25 protein-coding genes and 1 pseudogene are annotated in these 22,741 nt (G+C 74.8%); 17 read left to right on the top strand and 9 right to left on the bottom strand.

Annotated elements, in window-relative coordinates:
- A partial coding sequence (locus E9565_RS16580; RefSeq protein WP_236835927.1) for an NlpC/P60 family protein occupies window positions 1–1,727 on the top strand: 1,727 nt, incomplete at its 5' end.
- A gap of 12 nt (window positions 1,728–1,739) precedes the next feature.
- Here the strand turns inward: E9565_RS16580 and E9565_RS16575 are convergent.
- From E9565_RS16575 to E9565_RS16535, 9 genes are all read right to left on the bottom strand, one after another.
- Entirely contained in the window at window positions 1,740–2,510 is a 771-nt protein-coding gene (locus tag E9565_RS16575) for a hypothetical protein (protein ID WP_236828056.1), read from the bottom strand.
- Complete coding sequence (locus E9565_RS16570) at window positions 2,507–2,854, bottom strand: hypothetical protein (RefSeq protein ID WP_236828057.1); 348 nt, start codon at window positions 2,852–2,854, stop codon at window positions 2,507–2,509. The genes E9565_RS16575 and E9565_RS16570 overlap by 4 nt, the downstream gene beginning before the upstream one ends.
- 264 nt (window positions 2,855–3,118) lie before the next feature.
- Window positions 3,119–4,222, bottom strand: a complete 1,104-nt coding sequence (locus tag E9565_RS16565) for a flagellar biosynthesis protein FliA (protein WP_236828058.1) — start codon at window positions 4,220–4,222, stop codon at window positions 3,119–3,121.
- A gap of 72 nt (window positions 4,223–4,294) precedes the next feature.
- Complete coding sequence (locus E9565_RS16560) at window positions 4,295–4,798, bottom strand: hypothetical protein (protein ID WP_236835926.1); 504 nt, start codon at window positions 4,796–4,798, stop codon at window positions 4,295–4,297.
- A 205-nt stretch (window positions 4,799–5,003) separates the two neighbouring features.
- The gene (gene csrA, locus E9565_RS22680; protein WP_308113160.1) at window positions 5,004–5,306 is read right to left on the bottom strand and encodes a carbon storage regulator CsrA; all 303 of its coding nucleotides are present in this window, start codon (window positions 5,304–5,306) and stop codon (window positions 5,004–5,006) included.
- A 92-nt stretch (window positions 5,307–5,398) separates the two neighbouring features.
- The gene (gene fliW / locus E9565_RS16550) at window positions 5,399–5,833 is read right to left on the bottom strand and encodes a flagellar assembly protein FliW (RefSeq protein WP_236828060.1); all 435 of its coding nucleotides are present in this window, start codon (window positions 5,831–5,833) and stop codon (window positions 5,399–5,401) included.
- A complete protein-coding gene (gene flgL / locus E9565_RS16545; protein ID WP_236835925.1) occupies window positions 5,830–6,711 on the bottom strand; it encodes a flagellar hook-associated protein FlgL in 882 nt (293 codons plus the stop codon). Before flgL ends, fliW begins: the two co-directional genes overlap by 4 nt.
- A 5-nt stretch (window positions 6,712–6,716) precedes the next feature.
- Entirely contained in the window at window positions 6,717–8,117 is a 1,401-nt protein-coding gene (gene flgK / locus E9565_RS16540; RefSeq protein ID WP_236828062.1) for a flagellar hook-associated protein FlgK, read from the bottom strand.
- 1 nt (window position 8,118) lies between these two features.
- The gene (locus E9565_RS16535; protein ID WP_236828063.1) at window positions 8,119–8,685 is read right to left on the bottom strand and encodes a flagellar protein FlgN; all 567 of its coding nucleotides are present in this window, start codon (window positions 8,683–8,685) and stop codon (window positions 8,119–8,121) included.
- Between the two features lie 179 nt (window positions 8,686–8,864).
- Between E9565_RS16535 and E9565_RS16530 the strand changes: the two genes are divergently transcribed.
- The 16 genes and pseudogenes from E9565_RS16530 to E9565_RS16455 all read left to right on the top strand — a co-directional run.
- A complete protein-coding gene (locus E9565_RS16530) occupies window positions 8,865–9,761 on the top strand; it encodes a sigma-70 family RNA polymerase sigma factor (protein ID WP_236828064.1) in 897 nt (298 codons plus the stop codon).
- A gap of 132 nt (window positions 9,762–9,893) precedes the next feature.
- A complete protein-coding gene (locus E9565_RS16525; protein ID WP_236828065.1) occupies window positions 9,894–10,736 on the top strand; it encodes a flagellin in 843 nt (280 codons plus the stop codon).
- Between the two features lie 123 nt (window positions 10,737–10,859).
- Window positions 10,860–12,212, top strand: a complete 1,353-nt coding sequence (gene fliD / locus E9565_RS16520) for a flagellar filament capping protein FliD (protein ID WP_236828066.1) — start codon at window positions 10,860–10,862, stop codon at window positions 12,210–12,212.
- A gap of 49 nt (window positions 12,213–12,261) precedes the next feature.
- Window positions 12,262–12,648, top strand: coding sequence for a flagellar export chaperone FliS (fliS, locus tag E9565_RS16515; RefSeq protein ID WP_236828067.1), 387 nt, complete (start codon window positions 12,262–12,264; stop codon window positions 12,646–12,648).
- A gap of 2 nt (window positions 12,649–12,650) precedes the next feature.
- Complete coding sequence (locus tag E9565_RS16510) at window positions 12,651–13,073, top strand: hypothetical protein (protein WP_236828068.1); 423 nt, start codon at window positions 12,651–12,653, stop codon at window positions 13,071–13,073.
- Between the two features lie 148 nt (window positions 13,074–13,221).
- Entirely contained in the window at window positions 13,222–14,313 is a 1,092-nt protein-coding gene (locus tag E9565_RS16505) for a glycosyltransferase (protein ID WP_236828069.1), read from the top strand.
- A gap of 376 nt (window positions 14,314–14,689) precedes the next feature.
- Window positions 14,690–15,037: a flagellar basal body rod protein FlgB gene (locus E9565_RS16500; protein WP_236828070.1), complete on the top strand. Its 348-nt coding sequence runs from the start codon at window positions 14,690–14,692 to the stop codon at window positions 15,035–15,037.
- Window positions 15,038–15,039: 2 nt separating this feature from the next.
- Window positions 15,040–15,444, top strand: a complete 405-nt coding sequence (locus E9565_RS16495) for a flagellar basal body rod protein FlgC (protein WP_236828071.1) — start codon at window positions 15,040–15,042, stop codon at window positions 15,442–15,444.
- Entirely contained in the window at window positions 15,444–15,758 is a 315-nt protein-coding gene (fliE, locus tag E9565_RS16490) for a flagellar hook-basal body complex protein FliE (RefSeq protein WP_236828072.1), read from the top strand. Before E9565_RS16495 ends, fliE begins: the two co-directional genes overlap by 1 nt.
- Window positions 15,758–17,347 (top strand): flagellar basal-body MS-ring/collar protein FliF, encoded by a 1,590-nt coding sequence (gene fliF / locus E9565_RS16485; protein ID WP_236828073.1) that lies wholly within the window; start codon window positions 15,758–15,760, stop codon window positions 17,345–17,347. Before fliE ends, fliF begins: the two co-directional genes overlap by 1 nt.
- A gap of 73 nt (window positions 17,348–17,420) precedes the next feature.
- Entirely contained in the window at window positions 17,421–18,470 is a 1,050-nt protein-coding gene (fliG, locus tag E9565_RS16480) for a flagellar motor switch protein FliG (RefSeq protein WP_236828074.1), read from the top strand.
- On the top strand, window positions 18,463–19,425 hold the full coding sequence (locus E9565_RS16475; RefSeq protein ID WP_236828075.1) for a FliH/SctL family protein: 963 nt from the start codon (window positions 18,463–18,465) through the stop codon (window positions 19,423–19,425). Before fliG ends, E9565_RS16475 begins: the two co-directional genes overlap by 8 nt.
- Window positions 19,422–20,732, top strand: a complete 1,311-nt coding sequence (locus tag E9565_RS16470; protein WP_236828076.1) for a FliI/YscN family ATPase — start codon at window positions 19,422–19,424, stop codon at window positions 20,730–20,732. The genes E9565_RS16475 and E9565_RS16470 overlap by 4 nt, the downstream gene beginning before the upstream one ends.
- Complete coding sequence (locus E9565_RS16465) at window positions 20,729–21,193, top strand: flagellar FliJ family protein (protein ID WP_236835924.1); 465 nt, start codon at window positions 20,729–20,731, stop codon at window positions 21,191–21,193. Before E9565_RS16470 ends, E9565_RS16465 begins: the two co-directional genes overlap by 4 nt.
- Entirely contained in the window at window positions 21,181–22,134 is a 954-nt protein-coding gene (locus E9565_RS16460; RefSeq protein WP_236828078.1) for a transglycosylase SLT domain-containing protein, read from the top strand. Before E9565_RS16465 ends, E9565_RS16460 begins: the two co-directional genes overlap by 13 nt.
- Window positions 22,131–22,741 (top strand): annotated as a pseudogene (locus tag E9565_RS16455) (hypothetical protein); the annotation flags it as partial. The gene E9565_RS16460 and the pseudogene E9565_RS16455, both read left to right, overlap by 4 nt.

Below are 22,741 nucleotides of genomic sequence, written 5' to 3'. Positions count from 1 at the left end.
CCCGGCGAGCCCCGGCCCGCTCCCGGCGCACCCGTGAGCGCGCCCCGCGCACCGGTTCCCGCTGGTCGACGCGCCTCGGCGTCGTCGCGACCAGCGCGCTGCTCCTCCCCGCCGCGCTCGCGGTGCTGCTGCCCGCCGCCCAGCCCACCGAGCGCGGCGGGTCCGCCCCGGACCCCACCACGCTCGCGCTCACCGCGCGCAGCTCGCTGCTCGAGCAGGCCGACCGCTACCAGCAGCTCGCCGACGAGGCGGACCGGCGCCGTGCCCGGCTGGAACAAGCGCTCGCCACCGAGGAGGCGGTCCGCGCGGAGCTCGCCGCCCGGCAGGCGGCCGTCGGCTCCGGCGCCGCGCAGCTGTACCGGGCGGATGCGACCAGCCGGTACCCCGCCTTCGGGCTCCACCTCGGCCGGCCGGGCAGCGCGGCGACGTCCCTCACCCGGCAGGCGGCAGCCGACCGGGCCGGGCGTGCGCTCGAGGGCGACGTGGCGCGGGCCGAGCGGACCGCCACCCGGCTGCGGGCCGCGGCCACCCGGGTCGAGGACGCCCGCGCCGCCTTGTCCGCCGCCGAGCAGCGCGCCGCCGAGGTGCTCGCCGCGGTGCGCGACGAGGCCGGTGGCCTGCCCGCCGAGGTCGCCGGCCGGCTCGCCGGCCTGGGCGCCGCCCCCGCGGCCGGGCCGCAGCAGCAGCGCAACGAGGCCGCGACCCGGCGCTGGCAGGAGTACCTCGGCCGGCTCGCCGCGGCCGGCGTCGCCCCGCCGCCGGCGGCCGCGCTGACCGACCCCGCGACCTTCCCCGCCGGCCTGTCCCCGGCGCTGGACGCCGACGGCCAGCCCGTCCCCGGTGTGGCGTGGGCCGTGATCGGCAGCGAGCCGGTGACGGTGCTGCCGGCGGAGACCGTCGCGGCGGTGAGCAACGCCCTCTCCCAGCTGGGCAAGCCCTTCGTGCCCGGGACCACCGGCCCCGAGACCTACGACTGCGGCGGCTTCACGGCCGCCTCCTGGCTGCTGGCCGGCTACGCGCTGCCCGGCGACCCCGGTGGCCAGTGGGCCTCGGGTGCGCCGGTCCCGGTGACCGGCGTGCAGGTCGGCGACCTGGTCTTCGCCCCCGGTGGTCAGGACGTCGGCATCTACCTCGGGGACGGCGAGGTCGCCGGGGCGTCGGCCGCGTCGTTCCAGGTGGTCGTCACGTCGATGCCGGCGGGGTCGACCGCGGTGCGGGTCACCCTGCCGCGCCCGGCCGAACCGAACCCGGCGCTCCCTCCCGGCGGCGCGACCGGCGCGTGCGGTGCGCCGCTGCCCGAGCCCGGCCCGGTGGACCCGCGGTGGGGCGGGTGGTCCAACGGCCGGATCCCCGCCGAGGCGCTGTGCCGGCTCGGCGTGGGCGGCCACGCGCTGCGGTGCGACGCGGCCGCCGCCTACGCGGCGCTGGACGCCGCCTACACCGCGGAGTTCGGCACGCCGCTGCGCATCACCGACTCCTACCGCTCGTTCGGCGCCCAGGTGGCGGCCGCCATCGCCAAGCCTGCCCTCGCCGCCACGCCGGGCACCTCCAACCACGGGTGGGCCCTGGCGATCGACCTGGGCGGGGGCGTCAACGTGGCCCGCACCCCTCAGTGGGACTGGATGACGGCGAACGCCGCCCGCTTCGGCTGGGTGCAGCCCGACTGGGCCCGGCCCGGCGGGGAGAAGCCCGAGCCGTGGCACTGGGAGTTCGGCTACATCTCCTGAGGGAGGAGCCGGTCAGAGCCAGGGCAGGTCGACGAGCGCGCGCCAGGGCAGCGTCACGCTCGCCTCGCCGGTCTCCCCCGCCAGGCGCCGGGCGACCCCGGGGCCCGCGCAGGCGACCGGCCGGTGCGGTGTCACGACCACGTGCATGTCCGGCAGCGTCAGCCCCGTCGCGGAGATCCGCTGGTGCACCAGCTCAGGGGCGACCAGGGCCGCCGAGGCGAGCACCGGCACCGTGCGGTGCGAGAGCAGCGCCAGCGGCCCCTCGACCCGCAGCTGCAGCGGCACCTCGTGCGCCCGGCCGGTCGACGCCGAGCGCACCCGGTGCAGCTCCGCCGCCCGGGCCGCCGGCGAGGGCGCCCAGGCGACCGCGAGGTCGCCGCGGACCACGACGACGCTCCAGCCCACCGCGGTCTCGGCCGGATCCGCCCAGTCGAGGACGGCGATCCCCGATGCCGCGGCGTCCGCGTCGGTCACCGGGCGGCGCTCCACCCAGCTGCGCAGGGCCGCGGTGATGCCCGCGGTCGTGCCCGGGACGCCCGCCCGGCTCATGTCGTCGGCGAGATCGGCCAGCGGGACGCGCTGCACCCGCTCGTCCTCCTCGACGTGCAGCACCGTGCCGGCGCCCGGGCGCCGGACCAGGCCCAGGTGGAGCCGGGCCGACGCCAGCCTGGGCAGCAGCTGCGCCGCCACGTCGTGCAGGTCGGCGACGTCCACGGGTTCAGCGCGGAACCGGCGCAGCATCCCCCGCGACGCGGTGGTGGCGCCGAAGGAGCCGGGACTCACCGGCGCCCCCCGGACGCCAGCAGCGCGTGCAGCCGGGGGGGTAGGGCCGGCAGCGCCAGCACGGCGCCGACCTCGGCCGGGCTCAGCCGGATCGGCAGCACGTCCTCGTCCCACCCCGTGGCCAGGCGCACCCGCGCGGTGGAGGCCGGCCACACCGCCTCGCGGGCGGCGGCCACGTGCAGTTCGGTCAGCACGTCCTGGAGGTGGATGGTCGCCACCGGGTGCCCCGGGGAGCCGTCGAGAGCGCCGCGCACCGACGCGGCGAGCTCCTCGCGGGCGGAGGCGTCCAGCCAGTGCGGGACGAGCACCGGTGAGCCGGCGTCACCGGCGGGCAGCGCGCTCACCGGGCACCCTCCCGGCGTCCCGCCCCGGCCCGCCTGCGCACCCACGGCCGGCAGGCCGGGTGGCGGGTCCTCGGGCGGGGGGTCACGGAGTGGATATCGGCAGGCTCGTGGCCCGATCGACCCTGTGACAGGGCCTTTTCCGTATCGAATGGCCGGGCAGCGCCGCGTCCGGCCCCGCCCCCGGGACGCCGGGATCCCGCGACCCCGCACGGGACGTGCGGCATCGCGGGATCCGGGACGGCCTCCCTTCAGGGAGGTCCTTCTTCAGTCGGCGAGCTCGGCCAGCCGGTCCTTGAGCCCCTTCTCCACGCGGTCGGCGTAGACGTTCATGTTCCGGACGGAGGTGCCGAGGTCGGCCGAGAGCTGGGTCTTGGTGCGCCCGCCCCACGTCGTCAGGTACCAGGTCGCCCAGCCGAGCACGTTGGGCTGACCGGCCCGCTGGTCGCGGCGCGCGTCGGGGTCGGGGGCGCACGCGGCGGTGAGGGCGTGCGACAGCAGCGTCTGCTCGGCCTCGCCCATGATCTCGTCGGGCGCCTCGGACGAATCCGGCAGCAGGATCTCGGTGGCCTCGGGTGCGCCGTCCAGCGACTGGAGGTTGCGCAGCCCGTTGAGGGTGGCGACGGTCTGGGAGTTGCGGCGCAGGGTGGCGACGCTCTGCCCCATGAAGGCGGCCAGCTCCTTCTCGCTGGGCCGCCGCTGGTGCTCGGCCGTGAACGCGGCGATCGCCTTCTGCTGCTTGTGCTCGGTGTCGGCGGCGGTCCGCCCGTGGGCGTTGCGGCCCAGGTCGTGCACCCACTTGGAGAGCTGGGTGGCGAGGAAGGCGCCGAACGGGACCGACTTGGTCTCGTCGTACTGCGCGACGGCCTTCAGGATCCACTCGTAGACCTGCTGCCCGAGGTCGTCGGGATCGGGCAGGTGCAGGCGGATCGTGCTCATGTTGCGCTGCAGGCGCTTGAGGCTGACCGGCCCGTAGTGCCGGCACAGGTCGTCGAGGAACGCCGGGGGGAGGTCGCGCGGGGCGCGCCGGCGGACGTCGGTCTCCGCGCGCAGCCCGATGGTGGTGGTGCCGCGGCCCGCGCACCAGGCCTTCACCCAGTCGGCCAGCACGGCGGCGGTCCCGCAGGCGCCATCCACGCGGTAGAGGCCGTCGCCCTGGTCGTAGCTGACCGTCACGCCGTCGGGCAGCGCCCGGCGGAACTCGTCGAGCGGCAGCTCGCGGTCCACGCGGAAGTGCACCCGGTCGCGGGGGGTGATGGGCGCGAGGGCCCAGCCGTCGGCTTCGGGGATCCCGCCGAAGACCAGGGGCTGCCGGGCGCGGGCCCGGTCGTCGGTGGAGGTGGCGGTCGGGGCGGGGATGCGGTCGGGCATCGGTACTCCTGGGCACTACGGGGAAGAAGAGGGGTGCCGAGCGGCCGGCACCCCGCACTGCGCGGGAGGCCGTCAGGCCGGGATGCGCTCCCCCGGGCCGGGTCGGCGCGGCGAGGGGACGAGCGGGGCGGCCGGGGTGCCGGGCAGCGACTCGATCGCCTCCACGGGCAGGCCGTCCGACCGGGCGGCACCGGCGGCGGCGTGCTCGAGCAGGGCCGCGGCGGCGGCGCGCTCCGCGGCGCTGGGCTCGGCGGTGTAGACCGGCATGTGGTCGTAGAGCGAGGTGAAGACCGCCGACACGAAGGCGTACGCCGCCTGCGCCTGCGGGGAGAACCGGGCGACGGCCGCGCGGGGACCGAGGTCGACGCCGACGGTCACCCGGACGACGCGGTCGTCCTTGCTGAGGCCGGTGACGGCGACGACGACGTCCTCGTGCTCGGCGGCCAGCGCGGCGAGCGCCGCGAGGCACTTGCGGGTGGCGCCCCGGCGGGGCCGCAGCTGCACGTGGACCACCACGGACTCCTGGTCGCCGGTCTGGTCCCCCGCCACCGAAGCGGTGAATGCGTTGCGTGCCATCTTGATCGCCCCCTGTCACTTGCGTGAGGAGGAATCTGCCGCATGCACGCAGCGGACACGGCACACAACTCGCTGTGTCCAGCGCAGTTGTGACGCGGAAGCTTCGGCAATAGTTGCCCGTGTCGCAGGTCCGTCAGCCAACGGCCCCGTCAGATTGGCACGGTTTGCCGAGGGCGATCCCCCGGCGACCGTGCAGTTCTGCCGCTCAGCGGGGCGGGCTGCCCTCCGCCGGGGCCGCGTCGGCCGGGGCGGGGGCCGCGTCGGCGGGGAGGTCGGACGCCGGCGCCGGCGCGAAGGCTGCCAGGGCCCCGAGCGTGTCGGCGGTGACCTGGGCGGCCAGGAGGTTGGCCTCGGCGATCTGCCGGTAGACCTCTTCCCGGTGGATCGCCACCTCGCGGGGCGCCTTGAAGCCGAGGCGGACGGTGCCGCCGCGCACCTCGACGACGTGGACCTCGATGTCGTCGCCGATCCGGATCGTCTCGCCGACGCTGCGCGTGAGTGTGAGCACGTGTACCCCTCCGTGGGTGTGTGTGGTTGCCGTCCGTGGCGCCGCCCGCCGGGACGGGCGTCCTGGCCGCGTCCTGACGCGGCGCACTGAGGTTATCGGCGCAGGCGCCGCCGAAGGGGAAGAGAGCCGTCGGTCTGCACGACCTGCCGCGCCCGGTGCGTCGCGGGGGCGACCACGACCGGGGCCCGCAGGTTCGCCGTCGCCTCGGCCACGTCGCCACCGGGCACGCTGACCAGGCAGTAGACCCGGGCGTCGGCGACGTCGGCCAGCCCCAGCTCCGCCCGGACCGCGGCCGGCACCACCGGTGCGTACCCCGGGAAGAACTCCCCCGCCGGCACGGCGAGGAACCGGGGGCCGTCGGGCGCGACCGCCTGGAGCCAGAAGAGCAACCCGGAGCCGTCCCCGGCGACCAGCACGTAGTCCCGGTACCCGGGGAACCCCGGCACCGGCTCGGTGAAGGACAGCACCTGGACCGGGGGCGGGGTGGGTGCGGTCACCGAGGGCTGGTCGGCGAGGGCGGCGGTCACCGCAGGTACTCCATCAGCGTCGGGGAGATCGCCTTCGCGGTCGCCTGCAGCGCGGCCTGGTAGCCGACCTGCTGCATCTGCAGGCGCATGATCGTGCCGGGCAGGTCCACGTTCTCGACCTCACCGAGCTGGGTCTCCAGCCGCAGCGCCAGGTCGGTGTTGATCTGCTGCTCCCGCTCGACCCGGGCCGCCCGTGCGCCGACGTCGGCGACCCCGCCGAGCATCCGCTCCATCACGGCGTCCAGGTCCACCAGGCCCTGGTCGAGCGCGGCGGGGTCGTCGACCAGGTCGTCGGCGATCCGGGCGACCACCGCGAACAGGTCGGCCCCCGCCGGGCCGAACACCTCGGGACCGGTCAGGTCCACGCGGACCTCCTCGGTGAAGGAGACGCGCCGCAGGACGTCGGCCCCGCCGATGCCCTGGTAGGCGCCGGCGTCGCTGTACGCGGTGGTCCCGGTGGTCACCCCGCCGAAGACGGGACGCCCCTGGATCGTCGTGTTGGCCAGGCCCAGGAGGCTCTCCCGCAGCGACGCGACCTCCGTCGCCAGCGCCCGCCGGCTGGCCTCCGACGAGTTGCCGGTGCTGGCGCCCTGCACGGTGAGGTCGCGGACCCGCCGGGTCACCTCGAGCATGTTCTGCAGCGTGGAGTCGGTGATCGACAGCCAGCTGTCGGCGTCGGAGATGTTGCGGGCGAACTGCTCGACGGCGGCCTGCTCCGACCGGATCTGCATCGCCTTGTTGGTGCCGGTCGGCGAGTCCGACGGGGCGTTGATGAGCCTCCCCGAGGTGAGCTGCTCCTGCAGCTTGCCGAAGGTGTCGAGGTTGCGGTTGAGGCCCTGCAGGCTGGTGAGCGCGACGGCCTTCTGCGTGATGCGCACTCAGATCACAGCCCCACGCGGCCGGTGCGGTTGATCAGGACGTCGAGCATCTCGTCGATCGCCGTGACCAGCCGGCCCGCGGCCGAGTACGCGTGCTGGAAGGACAGCATGTTGGTCATCTCCTCGTCGAGGTTGACCCCGGCCACGGACTCCCGGGCGGCGTCCACCTGCCCGGTGATGACCGACTGGATGCCGAGGTTGCGCTGCGAGACCGCCGACTGCACACCCAGCTCGACGATCATCGTCCGGTAGGCCGCGTCGGGCGACCCCACGCCGTTGCCCAGCTGGGAGAGCTTGTCGGCGTTGCCGCGGTCGAGGTTCGGCGTGCCGGGGCCGATGGAGGACGCCGCGAGCTTCCGCGGGTCGGTGAGCGCCACGGTGATCGACGACGCCGTCACCGGTCCGCCCGAGGAGCCGAGCAGCGCGCCACCCTGTCCGCCGTCGAGGTCGTAGCCCTCGCCGTGCGCGGTGTTCAGCGCGGTGGCCAGCGACGCGGCGACGCCGTCGAGCTCGGTGCGGTAGGTGGGGATGATCGAGTTCAGCGCGTGCAGCTGGCCCCCGGCGGTGCCGCCCACCGTGATCGCCAGGTTGCCGGCGGCGGTGACGACACGCGGCGGGTCCCCGGCCGTGCCGGCCGGGTCGATGGTCCCCTGCACCGCGAGCTTCGACGCCGTCCCGCCGGAGACCAGCGCGACGCTGCCGACGAGCACGTCGACGACCCCGCCGTCCCGCGGCCGGACCGACACCCCGACCTGGTCGGCGAGCTTCATGACCAGCAGGTCGCGCTGGTCGGTGAGGTCGTTGGCCGGCTGGCCGCTCTGCGACGCCCGCAGGATCGCCGTGTTGAGCTGGGCGATCGTCGCGGCCGCGGCGTTGACGTCGTCCACGAGGACACCGAGGTTCTCGCGGGTCTGCTCCCACTGCCCGTCCAGCTGCGCGGCGCTGAAGTGCAGGCCGCCGACGAGCGTCTCGAGCCGCTTGAGCACCTGGCCCCGGGCGGCCGGGTCCTCGGGCTTGTTGGCCACGTCCTGCCACCCGCGCCACATGTCGGCCATGAGGTTCTGCAGCCCGGTCGTCCCGGGCTCGCGGAACGCCTGCTCCACCAGCTCGAAGGTGTCGGTCTCGGCCGTCAGCTGCGCGCTGTTCGCGTGCTCGGTGTGCCCGCGCCCCTCCAGGAAGGCGTCGCGGATCCGGGTCACCTCGTCGGCGTTCACCCCGCCGCCGATGCCGCTGCCGGTGGAGTAGAACGCCGGGACGGCGCTGCCACCGATCGCCCGCATGTCGACGCGCTGCCGGGAGTACCCGTCGGTGTTGACGTTCGAGATGTTCTGACCGGTGACGTCGAGCGCCCGGCGCTGCGCCCACAACGAGGTGGTCGCGGTGTTCAGGAGGCTGAAGGTGCTCACGTCAGAGGGCTCCGTCCAGGGTGACCGCGCGGTGGGCGCCGTCGGCGTGCCGGCCGCTCGCGCCGTAGGTCCCGGTCGCGGACGTCCGCGTCCGCAGCAGCGCGTCCCCGATCGCGGAGAGGCCGCCCTCGATCAGCTCCCGGTTGGCGTCGGACAGGCTGCGCAGGTCGGTGATGAGGGTCAGCAGCGTCTCGTGGTGCTGCGCGAGGAGGTCGTTCCAGGGCGCGGGCGCCGCTTCGGCGACCTGCCGCAGGGACGGGTCGGCGGACAGCCCGAGCCGCCCCGCGATCGCCTCGGTCGCCGCGGAGCGCTCCACCTCGAGGGTGCGGAGCTGGTCGAGGATGACCTCGATCTCGTGCGCGATGCGCGCCAGCCAGCGGGTCTTGCCGGAGAGGATGAGGTACTGCTTCTCCTCGGCCTTGAACAGCAGCAGGTCCAGGAGCTCCTGCTCCCGCCACAGCAGCGTCGACAGGTGCTGGTAGTCCACGTGCCCACCGCCTTCCGTCGTCTCGCTCGTGCCTGCGGTCGCCCCGGCCAGGGAGCCGGGCACCGCCGTCGGTGCTGCCATCGGCACCCCTTCGGAGGGGGTTGAGCCGAAGCACCGAACTGGCGCTCAAGTCCGTGCGGATTTGTGCCGACCGGTGGTGCCGACCTCGTCCGGGACAGCCGAGAGATACGGACGTGACCCCAGTCCGTGCCCTCGCGACCGAGCGACCCCTGCGTGAGCGCGCCGCACACGACCGGCCGTTGCGTGACCGACCCCAGGGCGGCCGGGTACCGCACCCGGTCAAGGGGCGCTCGCCCCAGGAGGTCGACGCCCTGGTGACCGAGCACCTGCCGCTGGCCGCCTTCGCCGTCAACGCCGTCGCCTCGCGGATCTCGCTCCCGGGCCACGTGAGCCGCGAGGACCTGCTCTCCTGCGCCCACGTGGCGCTGGTGGAGGTGGCCCGCCGGTTCGACCCCGCTGCCGGCGCCTCCTTCGCCACGTACGCGCTGGCCCGGTTGCAGGGCGCGGTCCTCGACGAGCTGCGCTCGGGCGACTGGGCGAGCCGGTCGGTGCGGGCCGCGGCGCGCCGGACGGACGCGGCCGCCGATGCCCTGACCGTCAGCCTCGGCCGCCCGCCGACGCGCGAGGAGCTCGCCACGAGCCTGGGGATCGCCCGCCGCGAGCTCGACCACCTGCAGGTCGACGTCCACCGGGCGGTCATGGTGAGCATCGACGCCGAGGCCGGCCCCGACGGCAGCACGCTGGACCTGCCCGACACCGGGGAGTCACCCGAGCGCGCCGTCCTGCGCGGGGAGCGGGCGCGGCACCTGCACGAGGCGATCCGCGCCCTGCCCGACCGGTTGGACGAGGTCATCGAGCGCAATTTCTTCGGTGATGAATCGCTGACGGACATCGCGGAGGACCTGGGGGTGACGCTCTCGCGGGTCTCGCAGATGCGCGCCCGGGCCCTGACCCTCCTCCATGCGGCGATGAGCGAGATCTGGGACGGGCAGGCGGTACCGGCGGACGGCGGCGTTCGCGCCCGCAACCAGCAGCGCGCCTACCTCGACCGGGTGACCGGCCGCAGCGGCGCCCCGCTCCCCCGGCCGCGGGCCGGCTGGCCGGCGGTCCGGGACCGCGCCGCGCAGACGGCCTGACCCTCTCCCGCGGAAAGAAATCGGCCACTCGGCTCAAGAGCCCCCGACCTCCGGCCGAAGACCTTCCCTGTACGGCCCGCAGCACGGATGCAGCGGGAAGACCGAGTACGACCCCTTCCAAGGAGGAACACCATGGGTCTGCGCATCAACCAGAACATCGCTGCTCTCAACGCTCACCGGAACCTGTCGATCACCGACAGCCAGATGAGCAAGTCGCTCGAGAAGCTGTCCTCCGGCTTCCGGATCAACCGCGCCGCCGACGACGCGGCCGGCCTGGCGATCTCCGAGGGCCTGCGCTCGCAGGTCGGTGGCCTCAAGGTCGCCGTCCGCAACGCGCAGGACGGCGTCTCCGTCGTCCAGACGGCGGAAGGTGCCCTCACCGAGGTGCACTCGATCCTGCAGCGTGTCCGTGACCTGACCGTCCAGGCCGGTAACACCGGTGTCGTGGACGAGAAGGCCCGCGGCTACATCGCCAAGGAGGTCGAGCAGCTCAAGGGGGCGCTGGACAACATCGCCGACCGCACCGACTTCAACGGCACCAAGCTGCTCCAGGCGTCCGGTGGTTCGGCCCTCAGCCTGACCTTCCAGACCGGCGCCAACGGCGGCGAGACCGTCAGCGTCACGCTGAGCAACGTGACCGCCGTGGCCTCGGCCATCGGCACCGTGGCGACCAACCTGGCCGCCTCGGGCACGTACAACGCCTCGGCCGACCTGACCAGCATCGACACCCAGATCAAGCAGGTGTCGAGCGACCGCGCCACCCTCGGTGCCTCGCAGAACCGCTTCGAGAGCACCATCAACTCGCTCAACGTCTCGATCGAGAACCTGAGCGCGTCCGAGAGCCGGGTCCGTGACGCCGACATGGCGCAGGAGATGGTCGGGTTCACCCGCGCCCAGATCCTGTCGCAGGCCGGCACCGCGATGCTCGCGCAGGCCAACCAGGCCTCGCAGGGCGTCCTCTCGCTGCTCCGCTGATCGACGACCAGCTGAGCAGCTGAGGCCGCAGACCCTCAGCACCACCCCGGGTGAGGGGGGAGGCCCTCGTGCCTCCCCCCTCATTCGCTTGGCCCCCACCCCGCCGACCCAGGAGCCAGTGACATGACGATGAGCATCAACACCGGCCTGGTGTCCGGGATCGACACGGGCACGATGATCACCCAGCTCCTCCAGCTCGAGGCGCGGCAGCAGAACGCGCTGAAGGCGCGGCTCTCCGACACGCAGGTCACCGCCAGCGCCTACCGCACCATCAACAGCTCGCTCGCCGCCCTGACCACCAGCGCCGAGTCGCTGGCCAGGCCGGATGCGTTCAGCAGCACGAAGGCCACCAGCACCGCGACCTCCGTCGGGGTCACCACCGCCTCGTGGGCCACCGCCGGCTCCCTCACCTTCACCGTCGCCTCGGTGGCGACGACCGCCTCCAGCACGAGCACCGGCCGGTGGTCGAGCACCACCACCGCCGCCGGCATGGGCAGCATCGACATCCGGACCGCCGACGGGACCGCCAGCAAGGGCACGGTCGCCCTGGACGGCACCGAGTCGCTCGAGCAGGTCGCGGCGAAGATCAACGCCGACACCGCCCTGGGTCTCAAGGCCTCCGCGGTGCAGGTCTCCCCGGGCCAGTACGCCCTCCAGATCAGCGCGAGCACCTCGGGCGCGGCCGCGGGCTTCTCCGTCGGCGGCACGGCGTTCGCCACGACCACCGTCGGTCAGGACGCCGTGCTGAAGGTCGGCGAGGACACCGCCACCACGACGAGCTACTCGATCCGCTCGGCGACCAACACGTTCGAGGGCGTCCTGCCGGGCGCGACCCTGACGGTGAGCAAGGTGGAGAGCACACCGGTCACCGTGACCGTCGCCGCGGACCCCGAGGCCGTCGCCACGAAGGTGTCCGGGCTGGTCGACGCCGTGAACAAGGCGCTGTCGACGATCAAGACCTACACGGACAACACCCCCGGCAGCAAGGCCGCGCTCCGCGGCGAGTACGCGGTCACCTCCGTCGCCGGCCAGCTGCTGCAGGCCGTCTCCGAGGCGGTCGGCACGGACGGCTCGCCGGCGCAGGTCGGCTTCGAGCTCACCCGCGACGGCACGGTGACCTTCGACGAGGAGAAGTTCGCCGCCGCGCTGCGGGCCACCCCGGACCTCGCCCAGCGCATCGTGGTGGGCTCCGGCGTGCCCGGTGAGCCCGGCGCCGTGACCGGGCTGGCCGCGCGCGTCCGCGACGTCAGCAAGGCCGCGTCCGACGCGACGACCGGCTCCCTCAGCTCCCTGGCCAAGGGCCAGGACAACCTCGCCCGCGACATCCAGGACCGGATCGCCGACTGGGACCTGCGGCTGGCCGCGCGCAAGGTGGCCCTCACCCGCCAGTTCACCGCCATGGAGACCGCGCTGAGCGGCCTGACCAACCAGTCCAACTGGCTCGCCGGTCAGCTCAGCTCGCTGCCGTCGGCCTGACGTACACCCGCCCGACCCGCTCGACCCCTCACCTCAGGAGCCCTTCCCGATGAGTGCTGCTTCGCTCCGCGCCCGCTACCTCGGTGACGCCGTGGCCACCGCCTCGCCGCAGCAGGTGCTGGTCATGCTCTACGACCGGCTGGCCCTCGACCTGGAGCGGGCGCAGGTGGCCGTCGCCGAGGGCGACCGCCTCCGGGTGAACGAGGAGCTCCAGCACGCGCAGGCGATCGTCCTGGAGCTGCTGTCCAGCCTGCAGGTCGACATGTGGGAGGGCGGTCCCCGCCTGGCCGCCCTCTACAACTGGCTGGTGAGCGAGCTGGTCCAGGCCAACCTGAAGTTCGACGGCAACCGGATCGCCTCCTGCCGGGCGGTCGTCGAGCCCTTGCGTGACGCGTGGCGGCAGGCCGCCGCGTCGCTGGCCGGCGTCCCGTCGTGACCGTGAGCCCGGTCGGCGGCTCGGCCGCGGCGGGGTTCGGCCACAGCGCCTACACGCCGGCCACCCGGCCGAACGCCTCCGGCAGCTCCACCTCGAGCGACCGGCAACCGCCCGCCGACTGGCAGGCGGCGCTGGACGAGCTCGAGGGCGACGTCCTCGACGCCCAGGAGACCCTCGCCCGGGGCCGGGCCGAGGAGATCGCCGCCTGGGGCCGGCGCGCCACCGACTGGGTGCCCCCCAGCGGGCTCGGCCCGCTCCCCCCGGACCTGCGCGAGCGCGCCGCCCGGCTCCTCCAGCACCAGCTCGCCGTGGCCGAGGCCCTGGTCGAGCGGATCACGCAGTCCCAGAAGCAGCGCGACGTGGCCGCGCGCATGTCCTACGGCGCGGAGCGACCTGTCCCGTCGTTCATCGACCGCGCGCTCTGACGCGGGCCCGGCCGCGCGGCAGGAAATCCGCGGCGACCGGACCGGTCGGGCACAGCGGCTGCCGATGACAGGGCGGGAGCGCCCGGATCCGATCCCGGGGCCGCCGGCGCCGGCTCCCACGCCAGCCAGACAGAGAAGAGTTGCCACCATGCGCGTCCTCCTCACGCACGCGATCGGTCCGGGTGCGACCTACTACCGCATCGAGGAGCCGGCGCGCGCGGTGAGCGACGCCGGCCTCGGCATCGAGGTCGCCGTCGCCCGCGGCATCGGCACCACCATGCGGGAGGTCACCGACGGCGCTCCGCTGGAGGTCACCGAGGTGGACGCCCAGGGTGCGGACGTCGTCGTCCTCCAGACGCCGAAGACCGTCGAGATGCTCCAGACGATGCGCGTGCTGCAGGCCCAGGGTGTCGCCGTCGTCGTGGAGATCGACGACCTGCTCTCCGGCGTGCCCTACGGGCACATGGGGCACGACGCCCTGGTGCGGCACCGCATGGGCGAGTTCGCCTTCCACGCGGCCCGCGAGGCGGACCTGGTCACTGCGTCGACGCCGGCGCTGCTGCAGGAGTACGCGCGGCACGGACGCGGGGTCGTCATCGAGAACGCGATCCCCCGGCGGGTCGCCGAGCTCCCCCCTGCCTACGAGCGGGAACCCGCCACGGTGACGATCGGGTGGACCGGCAACGTCATGGGCCACCCCTACGACCTCCAGGAGATGGGTTCGGGGCTGCAGCAGGCGCTGGACCGGTCGGGGGCGGCGACCCGGCTCGTCGTCCTGGGCCAGAAGTGGGACCTGCGCGCCCGGCTCGGGCTCTCCGCGGAGCCGGACGAGGTGCCGTGGCTGGTCGACGTGGACTCCTACCTGGAGCGGATGGGCGAGCTGTTCGACATCGGCATCGCCCCGCTCCGCATCGACAGGTTCAACACCTGCAAGAGCTGGCTGAAGCCGCTGGAGTACTCCGCGCGCGGCGTCTACTCCGTCCGGGCCCGCACCGACGAGTACGAGCGGCTCGGGCTCGGGATGCCCGCCCGGGCGCCCAAGGACTGGGCCAAGTGGCTCACGCGCGGCGTGCAGGACGCCGACCGCCGGCGGGAGGTCGCCGCGGCGGCCCGCGAACGGGTGCTGGCCCAGCACCTGACCGAGCACACCGCCGAGCGCTGGGCCGCCGCCTGGCGCACCGCGCGCGACAACCGCACCCGCGCCCTCGGGCGCGGGCGGCTCGCCACCGCCGCGGGCTGACGCCGCGCCCCGGACGCCCGCTCCCCCCGAACGCCCCGCCGCCGGTCCACCGGCCGCGGGGCGTTCGTGCGTTCCTGCGGTGGGGCGGTGCCGGTTCCCGGCCAGGGGCACGACATGTGCCAACTCCCCCGCCCCGGTCGACCCGGGACGAGGCGGGACCACCGCTGGTCACATCCGCCACCGCCACCCCACCAGGTGGCTGGCGTCCCTCGGGTGACGGAACCGCGGTCAGCCGGTACGGGCCGGCTGCCGATGAGGGGTGTGCACGGAGAGCACCACCATCGCCACGGATCGGCGGCCCTGCACCCGCTCGCGGGTGTGTTCCGCGTACCCGGAGGTCGATCGTGTCCTGCTCCACCCGCCGGCCAGGCGCCCGGTGATCCCCGACGCCACCGCGTCGGTCCTGAAGGCCGCCCTCGCCGGTCTCGCGCAGCGGCAGCGGGTCACCGCCGACAACATCGCCAACGTCAACACCCCCGGCTTCCTCGCCGGCCGGACCGACTTCGAGACGTCGCTGCGCAGCGCCGTCCGCAGCGGCTCCACGCCGGTCGTCTCGGGCGGCACGACCGTCCGCTCGCTGGAGCCGACCAACACCAACGGCAACAACGTCCACCTCGACGCGGAGACCGTCATCGCCACCGAGACCGGGCTGCGCTACCAGCTGGCGCTGACCGCCCTGGACGGCCGGTACAACTCGCTCCGCACCGCCCTGAGGACCTCCTGACCATGAGCATGTTCCAGGCCCTGAGCATCTCCCAGTCCGGGCTGATGACCCACCGGAAGTGGCTCGACGCCACCGCCGACAACATCGCCAACATCAACACGGTGCGGCGCACCGACGAGGACGCGTTCCAGGCGCGGCTCGTCGTCGCGCAGGCGGTGGACTACGGCAGCGGTGAGGGCGGCGTGCGGGTGGCCCGCGCCGAGTTCGGCGACCCGGAGGGCCGGCTGGTCTACCAGCCCGACCACCCGCTGGCCGACGAGGGCGGCTACGTGAAGTACCCGGACATCGACCTGGGTGACCAGATGACCCACATGATGATGGCCCAGCGCGGCTACCAGGCGAACCTCGCCATCATCGAGCGGGCGACCAACGCCTACCAGGCCGCCCTGCAGCTCGGGAAGCGCTGATGACGATCCCGCTCGGCGGCATCACGCCCGTCGGCGTCGGCGCGGTCACCGGCGTCGCCGGCAGCACCCGCGGCACGACCGCCACCGAGGGCGCCGACGGCTTCGCCGCCGTCCTGGCCGCCACCTTCGACGAGCTCCGCGCGAAGCAGGCCACCTCCAGCGAGCTGGCCGTGCAGGCCGCGACGGGCGACCTGAAGGACGTGCACGACTACATGATCGCCAGCGCCGAGTCCGGCGTGGCGACCGAGATGGTCGTGACGATCAAGAACCAGGCCGTCGCCGCGTTCAACGAGATCATGAGGATGCAGATCTGATGAAGTCGGCACTCGCCGGGACGCTGGAGCGTGCCCGCTCCTCGTTCGACACGATCAACCCGGGGCAGAAGGTCGTCATCGGCCTGCTGCTCGCCGGGCTGACCCTCGGCGGGTTCTTCTTCTACAGCTGGATCACCACGCCCACCCAGGCCCCGCTCTTCTCCAACCTCGCCGCCAGCGACGCCTCGGCCATCGTCGAGGAGCTCAACGCCCAGGGCGTGGCCTACGACCTGGCCGACGGCGGCAGCACGATCATGGTCGCCAAGGACGAGGTGTACGACCTGCGGCTGGCGATGAGCGGCCAGGGCCTGCCGGCGGGCAACGACACCGGCTACGCGCTGCTGGACGAGCAGGGCATCACCACCAGCGAGTTCCAGCAGCAGGTGACCTACCAGCGGGCCCTGGAGGGCGAGCTGGCGAAGACCCTGGAGTCGCTGGCCGGGGTCAACTCCGCCGTCGTCCACGTGGCGCTGCCCGAGGACGAGGTGTTCGTGAGCGACAAGGCCGAGCCCACCGCCTCGGTGCTGCTCGACCTGGCGCCCGGCACCGCGCTCGCCGGCGAGCAGATCCAGGCGGTCACCAACCTGGTCTCCTCGAGCATCCAGGGCATGGACCCCGACCAGGTGACCGTCGCCGACTCGACCGGCCAGGTGCTCTCCGCGGCCGGCACCGGCGTCACCGCGGCCGCCGGTGACGCGCGCTCGCAGGTCGAGCAGGAGTACGAGAACCGACTGTCGGCCAGCGCCCAGCGGATCCTCGACTCGGTCGTGGGCCCCGGCCGCTCCGTGGTCTCCGTGCGCGCCGACGTCGACCTCTCCGAGCGCAGCACCACCTCGAAGACCTACCAGTTCGACGAGGGCACCCCGCCCATCTCGGAGCAGACCACCACCGAGGAGTACGTCGGCACCGGAGCACCGGTCGGCGGCGTCCTCGGCCCGGAGAACATGCCCGACGCCGCGGGGGACGCCGGCGGCGACTCCACCTACAACAAGGAGTCGACGACGGCGAACAACGCCGTCGGCGAGACCACCGAGGTCGTGCAGGGTGCGCCCGGGGAGCTCAAGCGGCTCACCGTCTCGGTCGTCATGGACCAGGAGGTCGCCGGCAACCTCAACCAGGCGCAGATGACCGACCTGATGGTCACCGCCGTCGGCCTGGACGAGGCCCGCGGGGACGACATCACCGTCGCCGCGCTGCCCTTCGACGCCACCGCGGCCGAGAACGCCGCCGCGGCGATGGAGGCCGCCCGCGAGGCGGAGGCCAACGAGCAGATGTGGTCGATGATCCGCACCGGCGGCATCGCGGCCGGCATCGCGCTGGTCGTGCTCGTCGTCTGGCTGCGCTCCCGGCGCGGCGCCGACGAGGAGGAGGACTACGAGCCGCTGGAGCTCGACGAGGAGATGCTCGCCGAGCTCGACCGGCTGCGGGTGGCCAGCACCCGCGAGGAGGCCGCGCCCACCGACGCGGCCCTGGAGCTCGAGGCGGCCGAGCGGGCGAAGGTCCGGGGGGAGATCTCCGCGATGGTCAGCGATCGTCCCGACGAGGTCGCGGCGATGCTGCGCGGCTGGCTCAGCGAGAGCAAGTCGTGAGCGAGCTCGCGAGCTCACGCATGAGCAGAGCAGCCCTGGGCGTGCGGGCACCGAGCGCCGGCGAGGTGACCGCATGACCCTCGCCAGCATCCAGCCGGGCACCGTGGCCGCGGTGAAGAAGCCGGAGATGCCCGGCCTGCGCAAGGCCGCCGTCTTCCTCGCCCAGATGAGCAAGGAGGAGGCCGGTCTCCTGCTCGCCCAGCTGCGGCCGCGCGAGGTCGAGGCGCTCACCCGCGAGCTGATGAAGCTCGGTTCGGTCGAGCTCGCCGACGTGGACGACGTCATGAACGAGTTCCACGGCCTCATGACCGCCCAGCACTTCGTGGGCCGGGGCGGCGTGGAGTTCGCCCGCGAGATCCTGGCGGCCGGTCTCGGCGAGGACAAGGCCGAGGGCATCCTGTCCCGGCTGAACGTCGTCTACACCGAGGTGCCGTTCGCCTCGCTGCGCAACGCCGACGTGCGCCAGCTGGTCACCTTCCTCAAGGACGAGCACGCCCAGATCATCGCCCTGGTGCTGGCCCACCTCACGGCCGCGCAGTCGGCCGAGGTCCTCTCCGGGTTCGCCCCCGAGCAGCAGGCCGAGGTGGCCCACCGCATCGCCACCATGGACCGCACCTCGCCGGAGATGGTGCGGCTGGTCGAGGAGGAGCTCGGCCGCCGGATGGGCTCGATCCTGGCCCACCAGGACATGACCACCGTGGGCGGCGTCGAGACCCTCGTCGAGATCATCAACCGCTCCCCGCGCCCGACCGAGCGGTCGATCCTCGAGTGGCTGGACGGCACCGACCCGGAGCTGGCCGACCAGGTCCGCTCGCAGATGTTCGTCTTCGAGGACATCGTCACCATCGACGACCGCTCCCTGCAGCTGGTGCTGCGGGAGGTGGAGGCCAACGACCTGGCCACCGCGCTCAAGGGCGTGCGTCCCGACGTGCAGGACAAGATCAAGCGGAACCTCTCCGAGCGCGCCGCCGAGAACCTCACCGAGGAGATCGAGCTGCTCGGCCCGGTGCGCACCCGCACGGTCGAGGAGGCCCAGGCCAAGGTGGTCGCGGTCATCCGCACCCTCGAGGAGCAGGGCGTGCTGACCATCAACCGCGGCGGGGACGATGACTTCGTTGCGTGACGACAGCCCCGGGAGCACCGCAGCGAGGAACGAGCGAGGAGCGGACCGGGGCGCGGAGCCGCGCCGATGGGCCGGGCCTGACGGGCAGCGGGCGCCGCGGGAGGGCGCGGTCCTGCGCGGCGGCCTCGCCGCGCTGGCCCGCCCCTACCGGGAGGTCGTGGCGGAGGCCGGCGCCACCGGCACCCGGGTCGCCACCGGCACCCAGGTCGCCGCCGTCGTCCCGGCCGCCCGCTCGGCAGGCAGCCCGCTGCCCGCTGCGACCGCGGTGGCCCCGGCGCCCCCCACCCCCGCGGTGCCGGTCCAGCCCTCGCCGGTCGAGCGGCGGACGACGGTGCGCCGGGCGGAGGACCAGCCGGTCGCCGGCAGCAGGCCCTCGTTCCGCCTCGGCGACGTGTACGCCGAGGAGCTGGCCCGGCTGCGGGCCCAGGCGCGCACCGAGGGGTTCGCCGCCGGGCACGCCGAGGGCCTGCTGGCCGCGGGGTCCGTCGTCGCCGAGGCCGAGCGCGAGGCCCAGGAGCGCCTGGCCGAGGTGCAGGCGCGCTGGGAGCGCCGGCTGGTCTCCGCGACGGCCGCCCTCGGCGCGGCCGCCCGGCAGCTGGAGGAGCACGCCCGCCCGGTCGCCGACGACATCCGCGACTCGATCGTCGCCACCGCGCTCACCCTCGTCGAGGAGCTGCTCGGCCGGGAGCTCGCCCTGGCCACCGACCCGGTGATGGACGCCGTGCGCCGGGCGCTCACCTTCTGCCCGGACGACGCCCCCGCGGTCGTGCGGCTGCACCCCGACGACCTCGCCGAGGTGCCCGCGGAGTCGCTCGCCGGCCTGCCCGGCAGCGTCCGGGTGGTCGCCGACCCGTCGGTGGAGCGGGCCGGCGCGATCGCCGAGTCCGGCCCCCGGCGGATCGACGCGCAGCTCGGCTCCGCGCTGGCCCGCGTGCAGGCGGTGCTGGGGGCATGACCGTCCCGCCGACCCTGCTCGAGCGCGCCCGCGCCGCCGCCCGCCCACAGGTGACCGGCGCCGTCACCGGCGCGATGGGGCTCACGCTCAGCGTCGACGGCGTCTCCGCGGCCGTGGGCGACCTGGTCGAGGTCGACCCCGCCGGCCGCCCCCTGCTGGCCGAGGTGGTGGCCGTCGGCCGCGACCGGCTGACCTGCATGCCGCTGGGCGGGCTGTCCGGCGTGCACGCGGGCGCGCCCGTGCGGGCCACCGGCCGCCCGCTGCAGGTACCGGTCGGCGAGGCGCTGCTCGGCCGCGTCCTCGACGGCCTCGGCCGGCCGGTCGACGGCGGCCCGGCGCTGGACGGCCGCGTGTCCTGGGTGGACCTGGCGACGACGACACCGCACGCCCTCTCCCGCGCCCGCGTCGCCGAGCCGCTCACCTTCGGCGTCCGGGCCCTGGACACGCTGGTGCCCTGCGGCAAGGGCCAGCGCCTGGGCATCTTCGCGGGCTCCGGCGTCGGCAAGTCCAGCCTGCTCGCCCAGATCACCCGTGGCACCGACGCCGACGTCCGCGTCATCGGGCTGATCGGCGAGCGCGGCCGCGAGGTGCGCGAGTTCATCGAGGAGAACCTCGGCCCCGAGGGCCTGGCCCGCACGGTCGTCGTCGTCGCCACCTCCGACGAGCCCCCGCTGGTCCGCCTCAAGGCCGCCTTCGTCGCCACCCGGATCGCCGAGGCGTTCCGCGACGAGGGCCGCGACGTGCTGCTGCTCATGGACTCGATCACCCGCACCGCCATGGCGCAGCGCGAGGTCGGTCTCTCCGCGGGCGAGCCGCCGGCCACCCGGGGCTACCCGCCGAGCGTGTTCGCGATGATGCCGCAGCTGCTGGAGAAGGCCGGCACCGGCGTGACCGGCTCGATCACCGGGCTCTACACCGTGCTGGTCGAGGGTGACGACCACAACGAGCCGATCGCCGACACCGCCCGCTCGATCCTCGACGGGCACGTCGTGCTGACCCGCAAGCTCGCCACCACCGGGCACTTCCCCGCCATCGACGTGCTCGAGTCGATCTCCCGCGTCGCCGGAACCGTCGTCCCCCCGGCGCAGATGGCCGACGCGCGCGAGGTCCGCCGGCTGCTGGGGGCGCTCCGCGACGTCCGGGAGCTGATCGAGATCGGCGCCTACCAGGCCGGCAGCGACCCGCTGGTGGACCGCGCCCGGCAGCTCGCCCCCCAGATCGACGCGTTCCTGCAGCAGCCGCTCGGTGAGTCGACCTCCGCGCCCGAGGCATGGGCGTGGCTGCAGCGCATCGTGAGGGCGGCGTGAAGCGCGCGGCCTTCCGGCTGCAGCCGGTCCTGGAGCTGCGCCGGAGCGAGGAGCGGGCGGCCGCGGCCGCTGCCGCCGCCGCCGCGAACGCCGCCGGCGAGGCCGCCCGGCGGGCCACCGAGCAGGAGGCGGCGCTGTCCGCCGCGGTGCTCCCCCGGTCGCTGCCGGCCGGCTCCTTCGTGGCGGCCATGGTGCTGCTGCGGACGGCGGCCACCGACGCCGCGGACGCCCGGGCGCTGGCGACGGCGCAGGCCGAGCAGGCGGAGGCGGTGCGCGCGGAGTGGACCGCCGCGGCGCGCCGGGCCAAGGCGCTCGAGCGGCTGGCCGAGCGGCACCGGCTGGCCCAGCAGCGCGCCGCCGACGCCGCCGAGGAGCGCGCCACCGACGACCTGGTCACCGGCCGCGCCGCTCGCCGGACGGCCACCGACGCCAGCGGGAGGGGGACGACGTGGAGGGGCTGAGCGCCGTGCACTCCCGGATCGCCGAGATCCAGGCCCGCTTCCAGCCGGTCACGCCGCGGACGTCGACGTCCGCGGCGTGGGCCGCCGCCGCCGGCGCCGCCGGGCTCACCGGCACCTCCGCCGTCGGCACGGTGACCACCGGGGCCACCACCGCGTCCGAGGGCGCGGTGGTCGCCGAGGCGCGGAAGTACCTCGGCGTCCCCTACCTGTGGGGCGGCACCGACCCCCGCACGGGCCTGGACTGCTCCGGCTTCACCAAGCTCGTGTTCGGCAACCTGGGCATCGAGCTGCCGCGCACCTCGTCCCAGCAGGCGACCGCCGGGCGCGCGGTCGCCTCGCTCGCCGCCGCGCGCCCCGGCGACCTGGTCTTCTTCGACCACTCCTCGTCCCGCGCGGGCATCGACCACGTCGGCATCTACATCGGCAACGGCCAGATGATCGCCGCCCCCCAGGCCGGCGAGGACGTCAAGGTGCAGGCAGTCGGCAACCCCACGGTCATCCGCCGGGTCCTGCCCGAGGCGACGACACCTGCGGCAGCCCCGGCGGCCGCGGCCGCGCTGGCCGGGGTGCCCTACGCGGACCTGTTCGCGCGCGCCGCCGGCCGGCACGGCGTCGAGGCCGCCCTGCTGGCCGCGGTCGCCCAGCAGGAGTCGGGCTTCGACACCTCGGCCGTCTCCCCGGCCGGCGCTCGCGGCCTCATGCAGTTCATGCCGGCGACGGCGAAGGGGCTCGGCGTCGACGCGCTCGACCCGTCCTCGGCCATCGACGGCGCCGCCCGCTACCTCAGCTCCCTCACCCGGCAGTTCGGCTCGACCGAGCTGGCCCTGGCGGCCTACAACGCCGGGCCCGGGACGGTGAGCCGCTTCGGCGGCATCCCGCCCTACCCGGAGACCCAGAACTACGTCCGGTCCGTGATGAGCAAGGCGGAGGCCTACCGATGACCGCGCCCGTGACCACCGCCGCGCCCGTCGCGCGGACCGCGTCCACCGCCTCCCCGGCGGGGGGCTCCGGCGACAGCGCGGCGCCGTTCGCGTCCGCGCTGGACGGCGCCCTGGCCGGTGCGGTGCGCGACGCCGGCACCGAGAGCGGGCAGCAGACCTCCGGCGAGGCCCCGGGCGAGGAGACCGCCGGTACCGGGGAGCCCGCCGGCGCACCGGTCGTGGACCCCGTCGCCGCCGGCTTGTGGGCGCTGCTCCGGGGCGCGACGGCGCCGCCGCCCGCCGGGGACACCGCCCAGGCCGGCCCCGTCGCGGTCACCGGCACCGCGGCCACCCCGGTCGCGGCCCCGGCGGCCCAGGTTGCCGGGCGTTTTGTGCACAGAACGCCGGACGCCTCAGCCGTGGTCGGTGCCGCAGCAGCGGCCGGCGCCGCCGGTACCCCCGCGGCCACCCTGTCCGGTGCGCCGGCGACCGGCGCCGCGGCCGGCGTCCCGGCACCGGCGGCGCCCACCGCGACAGCCGTCACCGGCCCGGTGGCCGTGGCGGCCGCGTCCGCGGCAGCGCCCGCCGCGGGCCCCGGCCTGCCCGGCAGCGCGACGTCGCCGGGACC

It is taken from the genome of Blastococcus sp. KM273129 (assembly GCF_021698995.1).
Lineage (GTDB): Bacteria > Actinomycetota > Actinomycetes > Mycobacteriales > Geodermatophilaceae > Blastococcus.
The sequence above is the reverse complement of the archived record's forward strand: the minus strand, read 5'-3'. Positions and strand labels throughout refer to the sequence as shown.

Coding starts and splice junctions, on each gene's coding strand:
- E9565_RS16525 (WP_236828065.1), top strand. CDS start 9,894: ATGGGTCTGCGCATCAACCAGAACATCGCTGCTCTCAACGCTCACCGG.
- E9565_RS16560 (WP_236835926.1), bottom strand. CDS start 4,798: ATGGCACGCAACGCATTCACCGCTTCGGTGGCGGGGGACCAGACCGGC.
- fliS (WP_236828067.1), top strand. CDS start 12,262: ATGAGTGCTGCTTCGCTCCGCGCCCGCTACCTCGGTGACGCCGTGGCC.
- E9565_RS16535 (WP_236828063.1), bottom strand. CDS start 8,685: ATGGCAGCACCGACGGCGGTGCCCGGCTCCCTGGCCGGGGCGACCGCA.
- fliE (WP_236828072.1), top strand. CDS start 15,444: ATGACGATCCCGCTCGGCGGCATCACGCCCGTCGGCGTCGGCGCGGTC.
- E9565_RS16565 (WP_236828058.1), bottom strand. CDS start 4,222: ATGCCCGACCGCATCCCCGCCCCGACCGCCACCTCCACCGACGACCGG.
- E9565_RS16495 (WP_236828071.1), top strand. CDS start 15,040: ATGAGCATGTTCCAGGCCCTGAGCATCTCCCAGTCCGGGCTGATGACC.
- fliD (WP_236828066.1), top strand. CDS start 10,860: ATGACGATGAGCATCAACACCGGCCTGGTGTCCGGGATCGACACGGGC.
- fliG (WP_236828074.1), top strand. CDS start 17,421: ATGACCCTCGCCAGCATCCAGCCGGGCACCGTGGCCGCGGTGAAGAAG.
- E9565_RS16470 (WP_236828076.1), top strand. CDS start 19,422: ATGACCGTCCCGCCGACCCTGCTCGAGCGCGCCCGCGCCGCCGCCCGC.
- E9565_RS16505 (WP_236828069.1), top strand. CDS start 13,222: ATGCGCGTCCTCCTCACGCACGCGATCGGTCCGGGTGCGACCTACTAC.
- fliF (WP_236828073.1), top strand. CDS start 15,758: ATGAAGTCGGCACTCGCCGGGACGCTGGAGCGTGCCCGCTCCTCGTTC.